Origin of the sequence: Micromonospora orduensis, from assembly GCF_006228125.1 — a bacterium.
Classification (GTDB): domain Bacteria; phylum Actinomycetota; class Actinomycetes; order Mycobacteriales; family Micromonosporaceae; genus Micromonospora; species Micromonospora orduensis.
Map to the genome: position 1 here is coordinate 20,621 of NZ_VDFY01000087.1, position 15,420 is coordinate 36,040.

A 15,420-nucleotide genomic window follows, 5' to 3' on the forward strand; every position below is an offset into this window, starting at 1 on the left:
ACAGCAGGTCGGCGGTTTAGCCGACGACGCACGGGTGACCCTTGGGGGGAACAGCCTGACGAGGGGGGCCCACGATGTCCGACGACACAAGCAACCGACCGAGCCGTCGCGTCGAGCGTCCGCACGACGTGACCGACCCACTGCTCTGGCAGCTCGCGGTCGACGTGCTGAGCGCACACGAGCCGGACGACGAGGGGCACTGCCGCAATCTCCAGTGCGCCGGCCAGGGGTGGCCGTGCGAGGCCCGCACCGGCGCCGAGCAGTCGCTGCGGCTGGCCCGCGGCGAATCCACCTCGGTCGAGATGACCGTCGAGGACGTCCGGGACGGAGACCGCACCGGCCGGCCGGGCGAGACCGCGCCGCGCTGGGGCCGCAACGCCGGACCGCTGCCCTCGCAGCGGGAGCAGAAGGCGTCCGCCACCGCGGCCTGACCGCGATCCGCGTCGTCACGCACGAACGCTCGGCCGGTGACCCGGCCGAGCGTTCGCGTGTCGTGGATCAGAGGCTGAGCCGCTGACCCGGGAAGATCAGACCCGGGTCGGCGCCGATCAGCTGCCGGTTGCGCTCGTACAGCGCCTGCCAGCCGCCGGTCGACAGGTGGTGGTCGGCGATCTCCGACAGGGTGTCGCCCGGCTTGACGGTGTACGTCTCGCCGCTCGCCGCGGGCGCGGCGCGCTCGTGGTCGCGCGTCGCCGGCTGCTCGCCGCGCGACGGCCTGGGCTTCGGGGTCGACTTGGTCGACTTGGTCGACTTGGTGGCGGAACCGCCCGACGAGCCGCCCTTCTTGCCGCAGGTCGGCCAGGCACCGATGCCCTGCCCGTCGAGCACCTTCTCGGCGATGGCGATCTGCTCGCCGCGGCTGGCCAGGTCGGCGCGTGCGGCGTACTTCTTGCCGCCGTAACCGGCCCAGGTGCCCTGCGAGAACTGCAACCCGCCGTAGTAGCCGTTACCGGTGTTGATCTTCCAGTTGCCGCCGGACTCGCACTGGGCGATCGCGTCCCAGTTGACGGCGGCCTGCGCCGGGGCGGCCGGGCCGAAGAGGGCGACAGCGCCGGTGACCGCGCCGACGGCAAGGGTCCCGACGGCGACGCGGCGGGTGGTGACCCGTCGATGACGGGGCGTGTGAACAGACGTCATGTGAGTTCCTCCACGCCGGCGAGGTGAGCTGTCGGGTTCGGGCCGAGGAGCCCGGCCGCGCGGTGGCGGCTTCACCCCGAGGTGACGTGCACCGAGAAACCTGGGTCCCCCGCTCCTGCCCGGTGGACTGGGTTCCGACGACCGGGGGCAGGATTTGGCGTTGCCGGCCGTGGTGTCCGCAGTGGCGAACCCGACCGACGCTAGGCACGTTCGGTGACGATCGCCCACTCGCTGTGAAGTTCTTCACCAGGTCGCGCTCGGCGTTCCGCCCACCGGTTGCGGGTCTGCGACCACTGTGCAGTGACCACGATGGACCGTTTGCGATCAGCTGTCGGGGCGGAGCCACGCGACGATTCGGCGCAGCAGCTCGATGTGGCCGGGGGACTCGTACGAGCGGCCGTCGTGGCCGAGGGCGCTGTAGACGATCCGGCTGTCCCCCACCGTGCGAGCCCAGACGAGCGGGTGAAAGACGCGGTCCTCCCGGTGCCCGTAGAGCGGCTCGATGTCGACGCCGTCGACCCGCTGAAGATCGGTGTAGCGCTCGTCGAAGACCTCGATGTCGCCGAGCCCTTCAGTGATCGGGTGCGCGACGGCGGTCCGCCGGATGAGACTGGAACCGATCGGCGGGTGGAACGAACGGCCGTGGTCCCAGGCGGCACCGATCGTGGCACGCCAGCTCGCTACCCGGGGAAATGCGAGGGTCGCGCTGTGGATGGCGAGCAGGTTGCCGCCGCCGGCCAGGAAGCCGTCGAGAACGAGCCCGAAGAGCGCGTCGTCGGGGACCGGGGACGACCGGTCGGCGCTCGCGTTCACCACCAGCAGGCGGGCACCGTCGAGCGCCGTCGCGAGCCGGTCGACGGACGTCACGACGGCGGCGGCGCTGATGATGTCCGCGAGGATAGCGCTGGTCTCCGGCAACGGGTGCCAGGGGTCGGCGTGCGGCCCCTCCCCGCTGAAGATCACGGTGTCGACAGGCACGAGCTCTCCCGGAATTGACGTTCGGGCAGGAAATCATAGATCGACGGCCGCGATGCTCCGGAGCACACCGGGTCGACCCGGTAGCCCACCCCAGGAGGAGAGCATGCCGATCCACCGGAGAAACATCGGCCGCCGCAGCGCCGCCGCCATCCTCGCGACCGTCCTGGCCAGCGCCGGCCTGGCCCTGCTCGCACCGACCGCAGCGCAGGCGTCCAGCCCGTGCACCAGCCTGACCTTCTACCGGGTCGGCGGCTACCCGGGTGGCGCCGACATGCACGTGCCCACCATCGGCTGGCAGACCGGGAACAAGCACTGCTACCTCACCTACGGCCATTCCAACTCGGCGGTGAAGGTGCTCCAGGAGGCGCTGAACAACTGCTACTCCCGGTCGCTCAGCCTGGACGGCAACTACGGCACCAAGACCCGCGACGCCGTCCGGTACGCCCAGCACAAAATCAACGAGGACATCGTGTACGCGAACATCGCCGAGGACGGCGAGTACGGTCCGCAGACCCGGGCCTACATGGGCTTCGCGATCTTCGGTGTGAACGGGGGCCCGGTCATCCCGAACGTCTGCTACTACCCGGGCTGACCGACCAGGACGGCGCCGGTCGGAATCCCCCGTTGGATTCCGACCGGCGCCGTCGTCGGATCAGCAGACCCGGACCGCCTCGATCCGCTTGTTCCAGTTGCCCCCGATCGCGGCAGTGTCGTACGCCAGGTTCGCCCGGTAGCCGTAGGCGTGCTGGTAGCCGAGCAGACCCGTGGCATTGGCGTTGTCCCAGAAGGTGGAGACGGTCCCGGACGGCCGGTTGTTGATGATCGACTGGGTCTGGTTGCGGAAGTACGAGGGCAGCCCGACGTCGTTGCACCCGTTGTACGGCCCGTCGAGGTACAACACGTCACCTGTGAAGTTGGTCCCGGCGTAGAGGCAGAGCAGACCCGGGTTGCAGGGATAGCTGGCCGCCTGGGCAGGGCTCGGGGCGACGCCGAACGCCGCGGTCAGGGCGACCGCGCCGACCAGTGCGGACGTGAGCCTTCGCAGAGTGCTTCGCACGATGGTGACCTCCGGTCTCGTCACGACCGGGCCGGCCGTGAGTCGAATAGCCGACATCGCATTGAGGGATGCCGTTGTACGGACGATGATCTGCGCGGAAGGTCGACGGATTCCTGCCGGAACCTCAATCCGACCCTCCCGGGGCCGGTTGCCCCACCATCGTCACGGGGGCGGCGGTTCATGGAGATTCGGGTCCTCGGTCCGGTCGAGGTGTGGACGGACGGCCGCCTGGTCGACGCCGGAGCGGCCCGGCAACGCGCCGTCCTCGCCGCGCTGGCGGTCGACGTGGGCCGACCGGTCCACGTGGAGTCCCTGGTGGACCGGGTCTGGGGCGACGCGTCACCGCCCCGGGTCCGGCACAACCTGCACGTCTACCTCGCCCGGCTGCGCCGCGTCCTCGCCGACGCCGGCGCACCGGACGCCCTGATCCGACGCTCCGGCGGATACCTGTTGGACCTGCCACCGGAGACGGTCGACGGTCGGCACTTCGACGTCCTGCGGCGACGGGCCGACGGGCTGGCCGACACGGATCCCGAGCGGGTGGACCTGCTGCGCCGGGCGCTGGAGCTGTGGCGGGGGGAGCCGCTGGCCGGGCTGCCCGGAGACTGGGCGGCCCGCGTCCGGCAGGACTGGCACCGCCGGCACACCGACACCACCGTGCGGTGGGCCCGCGCGCTGGTGCGCCGGGGCGAGCCGGAGGTGGTGATCGACCCGCTGACCCGGCTCGCCGCCGACCATCCCCTGGACGAACCGGTCGCCGCCGTCCTGCTGCACGCGCTGGCCACGGCCGGTCGGAGCGCGCAGGCGCTGGCGTCCTACGCCCAGCTACGGGACCGGCTCGCCGACACACTCGGCGCGGACCCGGGTGTGGAGCTCCGCCAGCTGCACCAGGCCATCCTGCGCGGTGAGATCACCGTGCCGGCGGCCGACGTGTCGCCCGTCGCGGCGGGCCACGTGGGCAGACCGGAGCCGGCCCGGCCGGTCCCGGCGCAGCTGCCCTCGGATGTGCGGGGCTTCGCCGGACGGGGGCCGGAACTGGCCCGCCTGGACGCGCTGCGGTCGTCCGCCGAGGCGCATCCCGGGGCGGTGCCGGTGGCGGTGCTCTCTGGACCGGCCGGGGTCGGCAAGACGGCGCTCGCCGTGCACTGGGCGCACCGGGTGGCCGGGCACTTCCCGGACGGCCAGCTCCACGCCAACCTGACGGGCTACAGCCCGAGCGGCGTCGTTCGCAGCGCCGAGCAGGTGATCCGGGGTTTCCTGGCCGCGCTGGGAGTGCCACCCCGGGAGGTGCCGCCGGACGAGCAGGCGCAGAGCGCCTTGTACCGCAGCCTGCTCGCCGGTCGACGGATGCTGGTGCTGCTGGACAACGCCCGGGACGCGGCCCAGGTCCGGCCGCTGCTGCCCGGCTCCGCCCGCTGCCTGGTGCTGGTGACGAGCCGGGACCGGCTCACCGGTCTGGTGGCCACCGAGGGGGCCGAGCCGGTGGTGTTGGACCTGCTCACCGCCGAGGACGCGCAGGCCCTGCTGCACGCGCGGATCGGGGCGCGGGCCGGGGCGGAGCGCAACGCCGTCGACGAGCTGGTCCGACTCTGTGACCGGCTGCCGCTGGCCCTGGTCGTGGTGGCGGCCCGGGCGGTGGTCCGGCCCCACCTGTCGCTTACCGAGTTGGGCACGCAGCTTCGGACCGACGGCGGGTTGGACGGACTCGACACCGGAGACCACGACAGCAGTGTGCGGGCGGCGCTGTCCTGGTCGTACCGGCTGCTGCCGGTGCCGACCGCGCGGCTGTTCCGGCTGGTCGGGGGCTGCACGGACGTGACGGTGAGTACCGCGGCCGGGGTGAGCCTCGCCGGCGCCGGACGGCGCGACGTCCAGGTGGCGTTCGCCGAGCTGGCCGACGCGCACCTGGTGTTGGAGCGCGGCCCGGACCGGTTCGCGATGCACGACCTGTTGCGGGCCTTCGCGGCGGAGCTGTCCGCCGAGCACGATCCGGCCGGTGACCGGTCCGAGGCACGCGGCCGGCTCTTCGGCCACTACCTGCACAGCGCGCACGGCGCGGCGGTGCTGCTGCACCCGCACTGGGATCCGATCAGCCTGGCCCCGGCCGCCAGCGGTGTCCGCCCGGAGAAGTTCAGCGACCACGACGAGGCGGTGGCCTGGTTCACCCGGGAGCGCGACGTGCTGATCGCGCTCGTCGAACGCTGCGCCGCCAGCGGATTCGACAGGTACGCCTGGCAGCTGGCCTGGAGTCTGACCAGCTTCCTGGACCGGCAGGGCGGCTGGCACGACCAGCTCGCGGTGCAGCGGACGGCGCTGGCGGCCGCGCGCCGCAGCGGTGACCCGGACGGGCAGGCACACGCGCACCGCAGTCTGGCGCGGGCCCAGGCCCGACTGGGCCGTCTCGACGAGGCGCCCGGTCAGCTCCGGCGGGCGCTGGAGTTGTTCGGCGCCCTGGACGACCGGGCCAACCAGGGGCACACCTGCCTGGACCTGGCCGAGATGGCCGATCGGCAGGGTCGCCGCGCCGAGGTCGTCGAGCACGCCGAAGCGGCGCTCTCGTTCTACCGGGCAGCCGGGCACCGGTACGGGCAGGCGATGGCGTTGAACGCGATCGGTTGGTACCGCGCACAGCTCGGCGCGCACGACGCCGCGGTGCAGGCGTGCGAGCAGGGGCTGGAGCTGCTGCGCGAGTTCGACGACAGGCACGGTCAGGCAGCCACCTGGGACACCCTCGGATACGCGCAGCACCGCGCGGGACGACCGGCGGAGGCCGTCGGCGCGTACCGGCACGCGGTCGACCTGTACCGGGATTTCCGCGACCGGTACTACGAGGCGGACACGCTGGGGCACCTGGCCGAGGCGCAGCTCGACGCCGGCGACCCGGCCGGGGCGACCGGGAGCTGGCGCACGGCGTTGGAGATTCTCGACGACCTCGGGCATCCGGACGCGGAACGGATCCGGCAACGGCTCGCGACCGCCGAGGGGACCTGACCGGCCGGCGGGGCCCCTGCCGGGGCGGCCCGCCGGCCGGAGGGTGGATCGACTACAGGGTGCGGGCCAGCCGGTCGGCGAGCGTCCGGGTGAAGCGGGCCGGGTCGGCGAGTTCGCCGCCCTCGGCGAGCACCGCCAGGCCGTACAGCAGCTCGGCCGTCTCGGTCAGGGTCTCGGAGGAGTCGCCCTGCTCGTGGGCCTTGCGCAGCCCGGCGACCAGCGGATGACCGGGGTTGATCTCCAGGATCCGCTTGGTCGACGGAACCTCGTGCCCCATCGCCCGGTACATCTTCTCCAGCGTCGGGGTGAGGTCGTGCGCGTCCCCGACGACGCAGGCCGGTGAGGTGGTCAGCCGCGACGACAGGCGGACCTCCCGGACACTGTCGGCGAGGGTGGCGCCCAGCCACTCGACAAGCGCGGCGAACTCCTGCCGCTGCTGCTCACGCTCGGTCTCGGCCTGCTGCTTCTCCTCGTCGGTGTCCAGGTCGACCTCGCCCTTGGCGATCGAGCGCAACCGCCGGCCGTCGTACTCACCGACCCGCTCGACCCACACCTCGTCGACCGGGTCGGTCAGGAGCAGCACCTCGTGGCCCTTGGCCCGGAACGCCTCCAGGTGCGGGGAGTTCTCGATGGTGGCCCGGGAGTCGCCGGTGGCGTACCAGATGTCGCTCTGGCCGTCCTTCATCCGCGAGACGTAGCCGGCGAGGTCGGTGAGCTCGGCCGGGTCGTTGGTGGACGCCACCGACAGGATCTCCAGCAGGGTGTCCCGGTTGTCGGTGTCGTCGATCAGCCCCTCCTTGACCACCGTCCCGAACTCGGTCCAGAAGGTGCGGTACCGCTCGGGGTGGTTGGCCTTGAGGTCCTTGACGGTGGTGAGGACCTTCTTGACCAGGCGGCGGCGGACGATCTGGATCTGCCGGTCCTGTTGGAGGATCTCGCGGGAGATGTTCAGCGACAGGTCGTGCGCGTCGACGACGCCCTTGACGAAGCGCAGGTAGGTGGGGACCAGCGCCTCGCAGTCGTCCATGATGAACACGCGCTTGACGTAGAGCTGGACGCCACGGCGGCCCTGCGGGGCGAACATGTCCAGCGGGGCGTGGCTGGGCAGGAACAGCAGCGCCTCGTACTCGAAGGTGCCCTCGCCCCTCATGTGCACGACCTCGAGCGGGTCGGCCCAGTCGTGGCTGACGTGCTTGTAGAACTCGTTGTACTCGGCGGCGTCGACCTCGTCGCGGGGCCGCGCCCAGAGCGCCTTCATCGAGTTGAGGGTCTGCACCTCGCTTGTGGCCTCCGCGCCGTCGGCGCCGGGGCGTTCGACGGTCATCCGGATGGGCCAGGCGATGAAGTCGGAGTAGCGCTTGACGATCTCGCGGATGGTCCACTCGGCGGTGTAGTCGTGCAGGTTGTCCTCGGTGTCGGCGGGCTTGAGGTGCAGGGTCACCGACGTGCCCTGCGGCGCCTCGTCGACTCCCTCGACCGAGTACGTGCCCTCGCCGGCGGACTCCCAGCGGGTGCCGCCTGTCTCGCCGGCCTTGCGGGTGAGCAGGGTGACCCGGTCGGCGACCATGAACGCGGCGTAGAAGCCGACGCCGAACTGGCCGATCAGGTCCTGCGAGGCGCGCGCGTCGGCGGACTCGCGGAGCTGACGAAGCAGCTCGGCGGTGCCCGACTTGGCGATGGTGCCGATGAGGCCGACCACCTCGTCGCGGGTCATCCCGATGCCGTTGTCCCGGACGGTGAGGGTGCGGGCGTCCCGGTCGACCTCGATGGCGACGTGCAGGTCGTCGGTGTCGGCGACGAGGTCCTTGTCGACCATGGTGGCCAGCCGCAGCTTGTCCAGCGCGTCGGACGCGTTCGAGATGAGTTCCCGCAGGAAGACGTCCTTGTTCGAGTAGATCGAGTGGACGACCAGTTGGAGGAGCTGACGCGCCTCGGCCTGGAACTCCAACGTCTCGGCCTGGTTGCTCACACCGTCTCCCTTCTGTCACGTGCGGAGGTTCGCGCAAAGGATACGAGTCGTCACCGGGCGGGTGGTGGGGGCGTCCGGGTCGTATTCCCGATCGGGAGGGGCCGCGCCGTGACCTATCTGACTTTGCTCAACAGAAGTCAGGTTGGTTAGCGTGACGGCCATGAAGATCGCTGGAAGCACCGCCCTCGTCACCGGCGCCAACCGTGGCTTCGGCCGCCACCTCGCCGCCGAACTCGCCTCCCGGGGCGCCACCGTCTACGCCGCCGCCCGCAACCCCGACACCCTCGACCTGCCCGGCGTGACGCCGGTGCGCCTCGACATCACCGACCCCGCCTCGGTGGCCGCCGCCGCCGAACTGGCCGGGGACGTGAACCTGCTGATCAACAACGCCGGCATCGACACCCGAACCGACCTCCTCGACGGCGATCTGGACCTCGTCCGGCCGGAGCTGGAGACCCACTACGTGGGCAACCTGTCGATGATCCGGGCGTTCGCGCCGGTCATCGCCGGCAACGGCGGCGGGACGATCCTCAACGTGCTCTCCGTGCTGTCCTGGGTCAACCTTCCGAAGCACGGGACCTACGGCGCCGCGAAGTCGGCCGAGTGGGCGATGACCAACGCCCTGCGCATCCAGCTCGCCGAGCGCGGCGTCCGGGTCGCCGGCCTGCACGTCGGATACATGGACACCGACATGGCCGCCGCCGTCACCGACCCGAAGTCCGACCCGGCCGCCATCGCCCGGATCGCCGTGGACGGCGTGGAGGCCGACGCGTACGAGATCGTCGCCGACGACCTGAGCCGGCAGGTGCAGGCCGGGCTGGCCGGCGGCGTCGCCGCGCTCTACCCGCAGCTCCCCTGACCTCCGACGCGGCGGGCCGCCGCCGGGAGCTCCCGGCGGCGGCCCGCCCCCACGTCGGGTACGCGGTCAGCTCGCCTGCAACGTCACGTCGTCGATCACGAAGCTGGTCTGCAGTGAGGCGTCCTCGGTGCCGGTGAACGTCAGCGTCACCGTCTGCCCGGCGAACCCGGCCACGCTGAAGCTGCGCTGGACGTAGCCGGCGGCGGCGTTGAGGTTCGAGTACGTCGCCAGCGTGGTCGAGCCCATCCGAACGGTGAGCTTGTCGTACGCCGTGGAGCTGGTCGTCTCGGCGGTGTCGATGTGCAGCCAGAACGACAGCGTGTAGCTGGCGCACCCGGCCGGCACGGTCACCGACTGGGACAGGGTGTCGGTGTGGGTGCTGCCGTACCCGTCGAGCCACGCCTTGTACGACCCGGTCCGGGCCGGCTGACTGCTGGAGTTGGTGATCACCCCGGAGGACGCGGTCCACGGCGTGCTGCCGTTCTCGAACCCGCCGTTGCCGATCACCTGGCCGCCGGCGCAGCCGCCGGTGCCGGTCACGGTCAGCGTGAGGCTGGCGGTGCGGGTGACCGAGCCGGTGCCGGTGACCGTCACGGTGAAGGTGCCGGTCACCGCGCTGGCCGAGGCGGTCAGGGTCATCGTGGCCGAGCCGCCGGACGTGACCGAGGACGGGCTGAACGACACGCTCACCCCGCTGGGCGCCCCGGAGGCGGAGAGGCTCACCGACTGCGCCGAGCCGGCGGTGGTGGCGGTGGAGACCGTCGCGGTCGTGCTGGCGCCCTGGGCCACGGTGCGCGTGGTGGGGCTGACCGCGACGGAGAAGTCGTTGGTCGGGGTGCCGCCGCCCACGGCGAGCTGCCACAGCGCGTACGCGACGCCGTCCGCCGACCGGTTCAGCACGGTGGCGCTGACGTTGGCGGTGGTGTCACAGGACCGGTGGTAGCAGGGGTCGTACGCCGAGTTGGCGGTGCCGCCCCACTTGGCCGCCTGGGCGCTGGTCTTGCGGGCGCTGGCGCCCGCGGCGTAGCCGGAGGTGGGGATGCCGGCCTGCTGGAAGTAGTAGTCGTCGGAGCGGCCCTGCCCCTCGACGTTCTCCTCCGGTTGCAGGCCCAAGGAGTCCCAGTACGCCTTCAGCGGCGCGGCCGTGGTCGAGGTGACCCGGTTGATGAAGTAGCCGCCGTTGGTCGACCCGACCATGTCGAAGTTGTAGTAGCCCTTGATGTAGCCGCGTTGGGTCGCGTTGAGCGAGTTGACGTAGAACCGGGAGCCGTTGAGCCCCTGCTCCTCGTCGGTCCACCAGGCGAACCGGACCTTCTTCGTCATTGTCGGGTTCTGCGCGGCGAGGACCAGCGCGTTCTCCAGCAGCGTGGCCGAGCCGGAGCCGTTGTCGTTGATCCCCGGACCGGCGGAGACGCTGTCCAGGTGGGCGCCGAACATGACCACCTGGTCGGCCGGGCCACCGGGCCACTCGGCGATGAGGTTGTTGGAGGGGTACGTGCAGCTGGAGCAGTTCTGCTCGCTGACGGTGTAGCCGGCCGCCTGGAGCTTGCTCTTCACGTAGCTGACCGAGGCGGTGTAGCCGGCCGAGCCGGCGCGCCGGTTGCCGCCGTTGCTGCTGGCGATGGAGTTGAACTGGGTCAGGTGCGCCTGGACGTTGGTGACGGAGATGTCCGGCGCGGCCAGGGCGGCGGCGGACGCGGCGATCGGCCGGGCCACCGTCGTCGTGGTGGTGGGCGACGCGGTCACCGGCTGGGCGGCCAGCGTCACCGTCATGCCGGCGAACACGGCGAGCGCGGTTCCCGCGCTCAGCGTTCTGCCTCTCATGGGGGCTCCTCGGGGGTTGGAGAGATAACCGCGACACTGACAGATATCGATGTAGCGGGCATCGGTCGTTCGTCCGGAACCACCACCGCTTCGACGGTAGGTGCCGGCGTCAGCACAGGTGAGTAGAGATGCCAGGATGGGTAGGTAACACCAGCAGGGGTCGACGGGCCCGGAACGGGGGCTTGCGATGGGGCCGGGTCGAACGTGACACGACCCAGCACGGATCTCTTCAGCGACGGCGGCGAGACGGGCCGACTCATGGCCGACCTCGACTGGGCCGGCACCCCGCTCGGTCCGGTCAGTGGCTGGTCGCAGAGCCTGCGCGCCGGGGTCCGGGTGGTGCTCTCCTCCCGCTACCCGATGCTGCTGCTCTGGGGCGACCGCTTCTCCCAGCTCTACAACGACGCGTACTCCGCGTTGATCGGCGACAAGCACCCCGCCGCGCTCGGCGGCGACGTACGCGTGACGCTGGCCGAGGGCTGGGACGTCCTCGCCCCGCTGATCGAGCAGGCCATGGCCACCGGGGTCGCCAGCTGGGTGCCCGCCCTGCGGTTGCTGCTGGAACGCGCCGGCTACCGCGAGGAGGCGTACTTCAGCGTCTCGCACGCTCCTGCCCGCGACGACGACGGCCGGACCGTCGGCGTGCTGACCGTGTGCAGCGAGGTCACCGAGCAGGTGGTCGGCGAACGGCGGCTGCGCCTGCTGCGCGACCTGTCCGTACGCGGCGACGGGCGCACCGTCGACGTGGACGCCACCTGCGGCCGCCTGATCTCCGCGATCGGCGGGCACCCGCTGGACGTGCCGTTCGCCGCGATCTACCTGCGCGACGGCGCGGTCCTGCGGCGCGCCGCCTGCGTCGGCGGCGAACCGGACGACGCCATGGTGCCGCACGGGCTCCCGGACGCCGTGCCCCTGGACGCCGTGCCCCTGGACGCCGTGCACCCGGACGACCCGGGCCGGGCCGGGGACGCGTGGGGGCTGCCGGACGCCGCCGAGGGCCGCCCGACCGAGGTGACCGGAATCGCCGAGCGACTGAAGCTGTCCGGCGGCGCGTGGGACGACCCGGTGCGCGCCGCGCTGGCGCTGCCGCTGCCCTCGGCCGACCAGGAGCAGCCGCTCGGCGTCCTGCTCGCCGGGGTCAGCCCCAGCCGCGGGCTGGACGAGGCGTACCGGTCCTTCTACCAGCTGCTGGCCCAGCAGGTGTCCGTGGCGCTGCGAAACGCGCGGGAGTACGAGCAGGAGCGCCGCCGGGCCGAGGCGCTGGCCGAGCTGGACCAGGTGAAGACCGCCTTCTTCACCAACGTCAGCCACGAGTTCCGTACCCCGCTGACCCTCATGCTCGGCCCGCTCGGTGACGCGCTCACCGACGCCGCGGCGCCGCTCGCGCCGGTGCAGCGGGAACGGGTGGAGACCGCGTGGCGTAACGCCACCCGACTGTTGACCCTGGTCAACAGCCTGTTGACCTTCTCCAGCCTGGAGGCCGGGCGGGCCACCAGCGACGCCCGCATGATCGATCTCGCGGCGCTCACCGCGGAGCTGGCCGGCGTCTTCCGGGCGGCCGTCGAGCGGGCCGGGCTGGTGCTGGAGGTCGACTGCCCGCCGCTGCCCGGCCCCGTCACGGTGGACCCGGTCAACTGGGAACGGATCGTCACCAACCTGCTCTCCAACGCGCTGAAGTACACCTTCATCGGGTGGATCCGGGTCGCGCTGGACGCCGACGAGGAGGAGGTCCGGCTCACCGTCGCGGACACCGGCATCGGCATCGCCGAACAGGACCTGCCGAAGCTCTTCGAACGGTTCCACCGTGTGCAGGGCACCCGCTCACGCAGTCACGAGGGCACCGGGATCGGCCTGGCCCTGGTCCACGAGCTGGCCCGGCTGGAAGGCGGGCAGGTGCGGGTGACCAGCCAGGTCGGCGTCGGCACCACCTTCACGGTGGCGCTGCCCCGGTCGACGGCAGGCCGCGCGACGGTGACCGGCCCGACGCCGAACGGCCGGGGTGACGCGGCCCGCGCGGCCGTCGCCGAGGCGATGGGCTGGCTGACCGACCCGGACGACGAGGTGCGGGAGACCGCCACCGCGTCCGGTCCGGCCGCCGACGAACTGTCCGGTGCGGACATTCTGCTGGCGGACGACAACAGCGACATGCGGGCGTACCTGAGTCGGCTGCTCAGCGCCCAGGGCTGGCGGGTACGGGCGGTCAACGACGGCCGGCAGGCCTTGGACGCGATCCGCCACGATCCGCCGGACGTGGTGCTCACCGACGTGATGATGCCGGTGCTCGACGGCTTCGACCTGGTGCGCCAGCTGCGTGCCGACCCGGCGACCCGGACCCTGCCGGTGCTGGTGCTCTCCGCCCGCGCCGGCGAGGAGGCAAGCGTGGCGGGCCTGAGCCTGGGCGCCGACGACTACCTGGTGAAGCCGTTCGCCGCCGCCGAGCTGATCGCCCGGGTGGGGGCCGCCATCCGCCGGGTCCGGGCGGGCACCTCCACCGACCCGTCCCCGACCGGCGGCGTCACCACCGCACCCGCCACCACCCGGCCCGCCGAGGTCAGCACCGGCCTGCCGGCGCCGACCGCCGAAGCCCCGCCGGCCGTGCCCGGCAGCTCCGACCCGTCCCGCACCGCCACCGAGCCGGTCGCCGGAGCGCCGACGGATCCGACCGACCCGGCCGGCGACGATCTGGACGTGGCCTGGACGTACCCCTCGGCGCCCACCTCGGCCGCCGCGCTGCGCCGCGACGTACGGCTGGCACTGGCCGATCTGGACGTCGACCCGGACGTGCTGGAGGATCTGCTGCTCGCCGCGTCGGAGGCCATGAACAACGCCGTCGAGCACGCGCAGCGGCCCAGCCGCCCGGAGGTGCGGGTCCGGCTCCAGGTCGGCGGCGGCCTGATCCGGATCTCGGTCCGTGACTTCGGCACCTGGCGCGACCGTCGGCCGGCGATGGACAGGGGACGCGGTGCGCTGCTGATGAACGCGTACGGCGACGTGCGGCTGGTCTCCACCGCCGAGGGGACGACTGTGACGATCGAGCGTCGGCTGGCCGACCCGGTCTGAGGCGACCGGTGCGTCAGAGCCGGCGGCCGCTGCCGTCGCGGGCGATGATGCCGTCCAGCCGCTGGCCCGGGGTCAGCTCGGCCGGCTCGAACCAGAAGATCACCACCTGCTTGTCGAGACTCCATCGGGCCAGCCGGGCGTCGACCTGCCGGCCGTCGACGGTGCCGACGATCCGCTGGGCGGGGCCGACGAAGTAGCCGAAGGCGGGCACCGGCGCCGCGGCCGACCGCTCGTCGTAGCCGATCTGGTGGAACCCCGGGCTGCGGTCGGCCCCCTCGACGTCGTTGACCAGGATGTCCGTGGTCAGGGTGCCGTCCGGGGCGCGGCGACCCGCGGCCAGCCCGATGGACACCCGGGGCTGGCCGGGCACCGACACCTGGACGACGTAGTACACCCGCTGGTCGGCGCCGTGCCGGACCCCGCTGTCGACGATCCGGCCCAACGGCTTCGGCGGTGGTGTCGACGGCGGCGGCGTGGGTTCCTCCGACTTCGGCGTCGGCGAGACGGCGACCGGCGGCGGACGGTCGACCGGCGGCGGTTCCCCCGGCCGCGCGCCGACCGCCACCATGACGACGATGGCGGCCAGTGCGGTCGCCAGCGTCGCCACGCCGACTCCGGCGATCCGTCGGCGGGTCCGCAACCGTCGTCCCTCGCGGATGACGGCGACCAGGTCGAGGGTGGGGGCCGAGCGCTCGGTCGCCCGCATGGCGTCCCGGAGCCGGTCCAGCTCGTTCATCGCCGCGCCTCCTGGTTGTCGGCCGCGGACGGACCGGCGGCCCGCAGCTTCTCCAGGGCTCGTGAGCTGGTGCTCTTGACCGTGCCCACGGAGATGGCGAGTTCCCGGGCCACCTGTGCCTCCGGAAGGTCGAAGTAGTAGCGGAGCACGACGATGGCCCGCTCGCGAGGGCTCAGCGCGCCGAGGATGGCGGTCAGCCAGCGCCGCGTGACCACCTCGTCGGCCACGTCGTCGCGCCGCTGCTCCGGGACCTCCTCGGTCGGATACTCCCGCAGTGGACGCCGCCACCCGTCCACGAGGTGGTTGACCAGGACGCGGCGGGCGTAGCCGTAGGCGTCGTCGTCACGGATCCGGGACCAGGACGCGTACGTGCGGACCAGGGCGGTCTGCGCGGCGTCCTCGGCCCGGTGATGGTCTCCGGTCATCAGGAACGCGGCGTGCACCAGCCGCGCGGTCGCCGCCTGCGCGAACTCGACGAACTCCCCGTCACCCCGCGCCACCGCGCGCCCTCCCCCGTGCCACACCGGTACCGACGGGCGAGGCGGCCGAAAAGTTGAGTCCGGGGCACCTCAACTTTCGGCGCGATCACCCGTCTTCTCCCCCGCGCCGCCACCGTGGGACGCGCGAGGGGAGAGACATGTCGACGAAGGCTACCCGCCGTGGCTACGCCGCCTCCGCGGCGTTACTGCTGGTGGTGGCTATGCTCACCGGGTGCGACCTGCCTGTCGCCGGTGGGAACGACCCGGCCCTGGCCGGGCCTGCCACGACCGGCCCGGCGCTCGGCGGGCGGCCCGCGGCGGGACAGGCAC

At 72.4% G+C, this 15,420-nt stretch carries 12 protein-coding genes and 1 riboswitch; of the genes, 5 read left to right on the plus strand and 7 right to left on the minus strand.

Annotation, left to right across the window (positions count from 1 at the left end; translation table 11 throughout):
- Positions 1-74: 74 nt before the first annotated feature.
- Positions 75-431 carry a hypothetical protein gene (locus tag FHG89_RS04170; RefSeq protein ID WP_139582924.1) on the plus strand — a complete coding sequence of 119 codons (357 nt, stop codon included), beginning with the start codon at positions 75-77 and terminating at the stop codon, positions 429-431.
- Between the two features lie 67 nt (positions 432-498).
- Here FHG89_RS04170 and FHG89_RS04175 read toward each other — a convergent pair whose 3' ends face one another.
- On the minus strand, positions 499-1,137 hold the full coding sequence (locus tag FHG89_RS04175; RefSeq protein ID WP_139582925.1) for a LysM peptidoglycan-binding domain-containing protein: 639 nt from the start codon (positions 1,135-1,137) through the stop codon (positions 499-501).
- Positions 1,136-1,307: riboswitch (cyclic di-AMP (ydaO/yuaA leader) on the minus strand. It overlaps the preceding gene by 2 nt.
- A gap of 154 nt (positions 1,308-1,461) precedes the next feature.
- Positions 1,462-2,115 (minus strand): ThuA domain-containing protein, encoded by a 654-nt coding sequence (locus FHG89_RS04180; protein ID WP_167517337.1) that lies wholly within the window; start codon positions 2,113-2,115, stop codon positions 1,462-1,464.
- A 103-nt stretch (positions 2,116-2,218) separates the two neighbouring features.
- On the opposite strand from FHG89_RS04180, the gene FHG89_RS04185 reads away from it, so the two are divergent.
- Positions 2,219-2,707, plus strand: coding sequence for a peptidoglycan-binding domain-containing protein (locus tag FHG89_RS04185; protein ID WP_139582928.1), 489 nt, complete (start codon positions 2,219-2,221; stop codon positions 2,705-2,707).
- 60 nt (positions 2,708-2,767) lie between these two features.
- On the opposite strand, the gene FHG89_RS04190 is transcribed toward FHG89_RS04185, so the two are convergent.
- Positions 2,768-3,172, minus strand: a complete 405-nt coding sequence (locus tag FHG89_RS04190) for a peptidase inhibitor family I36 protein (protein WP_167517338.1) — start codon at positions 3,170-3,172, stop codon at positions 2,768-2,770.
- Positions 3,173-3,352: 180 nt separating this feature from the next.
- Here FHG89_RS04190 and FHG89_RS34090 point away from each other — a divergent pair, with 180 nt between their 5' ends.
- The gene (locus tag FHG89_RS34090; protein ID WP_139582931.1) at positions 3,353-6,163 is read left to right on the plus strand and encodes an AfsR/SARP family transcriptional regulator; all 2,811 of its coding nucleotides are present in this window, start codon (positions 3,353-3,355) and stop codon (positions 6,161-6,163) included.
- A gap of 52 nt (positions 6,164-6,215) precedes the next feature.
- Here the strand turns inward: FHG89_RS34090 and htpG are convergent, their stop codons facing one another.
- Positions 6,216-8,132, minus strand: a complete 1,917-nt coding sequence (htpG, locus tag FHG89_RS04200; protein WP_139582932.1) for a molecular chaperone HtpG — start codon at positions 8,130-8,132, stop codon at positions 6,216-6,218.
- Positions 8,133-8,292: 160 nt separating this feature from the next.
- Here htpG and FHG89_RS04205 point away from each other — a divergent pair, with 160 nt between their 5' ends.
- Entirely contained in the window at positions 8,293-8,991 is a 699-nt protein-coding gene (locus FHG89_RS04205) for an SDR family oxidoreductase (RefSeq protein WP_139582933.1), read from the plus strand.
- 66 nt (positions 8,992-9,057) lie between these two features.
- On the opposite strand, the gene FHG89_RS04210 is transcribed toward FHG89_RS04205, so the two are convergent.
- Positions 9,058-10,815, minus strand: a complete 1,758-nt coding sequence (locus FHG89_RS04210) for a M28 family peptidase (protein WP_139582935.1) — start codon at positions 10,813-10,815, stop codon at positions 9,058-9,060.
- Positions 10,816-11,019: 204 nt separating this feature from the next.
- On the opposite strand from FHG89_RS04210, the gene FHG89_RS04215 reads away from it, so the two are divergent.
- Complete coding sequence (locus FHG89_RS04215) at positions 11,020-13,875, plus strand: ATP-binding protein (RefSeq protein WP_139582936.1); 2,856 nt, start codon at positions 11,020-11,022, stop codon at positions 13,873-13,875.
- Positions 13,876-13,888: 13 nt separating this feature from the next.
- Here FHG89_RS04215 and FHG89_RS04220 read toward each other — a convergent pair whose 3' ends face one another.
- Complete coding sequence (locus FHG89_RS04220) at positions 13,889-14,611, minus strand: hypothetical protein (protein ID WP_139582937.1); 723 nt, start codon at positions 14,609-14,611, stop codon at positions 13,889-13,891.
- Positions 14,608-15,111, minus strand: a complete 504-nt coding sequence (locus tag FHG89_RS04225) for a SigE family RNA polymerase sigma factor (RefSeq protein WP_139582939.1) — start codon at positions 15,109-15,111, stop codon at positions 14,608-14,610. Before FHG89_RS04225 ends, FHG89_RS04220 begins: the two co-directional genes overlap by 4 nt.
- Positions 15,112-15,420 lie beyond the last annotated feature (309 nt).